Origin of the sequence: Halomonas marinisediminis (assembly GCF_004347715.1) — a bacterium.
GTDB classification, from domain to species: Bacteria; Pseudomonadota; Gammaproteobacteria; order Pseudomonadales; family Halomonadaceae; genus Halomonas; species Halomonas icarae.
In genome coordinates this window covers 1-392 of the sequence record NZ_SLTR01000070.1, presented here as the reverse complement: position 1 = coordinate 392, position 392 = coordinate 1, and the positions used below count along the sequence as shown (strand labels likewise).

At 70.9% G+C, this 392-nt stretch carries 1 protein-coding gene; it reads right to left on the bottom strand.

Annotated features, from left to right (window positions below; all coding sequences use genetic code 11):
• Positions 1-392 (bottom strand): proton-conducting transporter transmembrane domain-containing protein (locus E0702_RS15845; RefSeq protein ID WP_306766926.1); only part of this gene is annotated, 392 nt, incomplete at both ends.

Genomic DNA, 392 nt, shown 5'->3' with positions numbered 1-392 from the left:
GTCAGCATCACCAGCGCCCCGATCAGGGCAGAGGCCCCGCCGATCATCGCCAGGAGCGCCAATGCGCCGGGCACCAGCAGCAGCACATCGGCGAAGATCAGGCAGAGCACGCCCCCTGCGTTCACGATGCCCGCATGCAGCAGGGCGGAGAAGGGTGTGGGCGCCTCCATCGCTTCGGTCAGCCAGCCGCTGAGCGGGAAGAGCGCGCTGGCGACCACGGCGGCGAGGATCAGTGCGACCGCGCTCCAACCCAGGCCCGCTGGGGCGATGCCCGTCTCGGCCGCGGCCTGGATCGCGACGATGGACGTGGTGCCGTAGCCGGTGCCCAGCCCGAAGCTGGCCAAGCCGAGTAGCACGGTCACGAGGCCCGCGCTGAGCAGGTATTTCCGCGC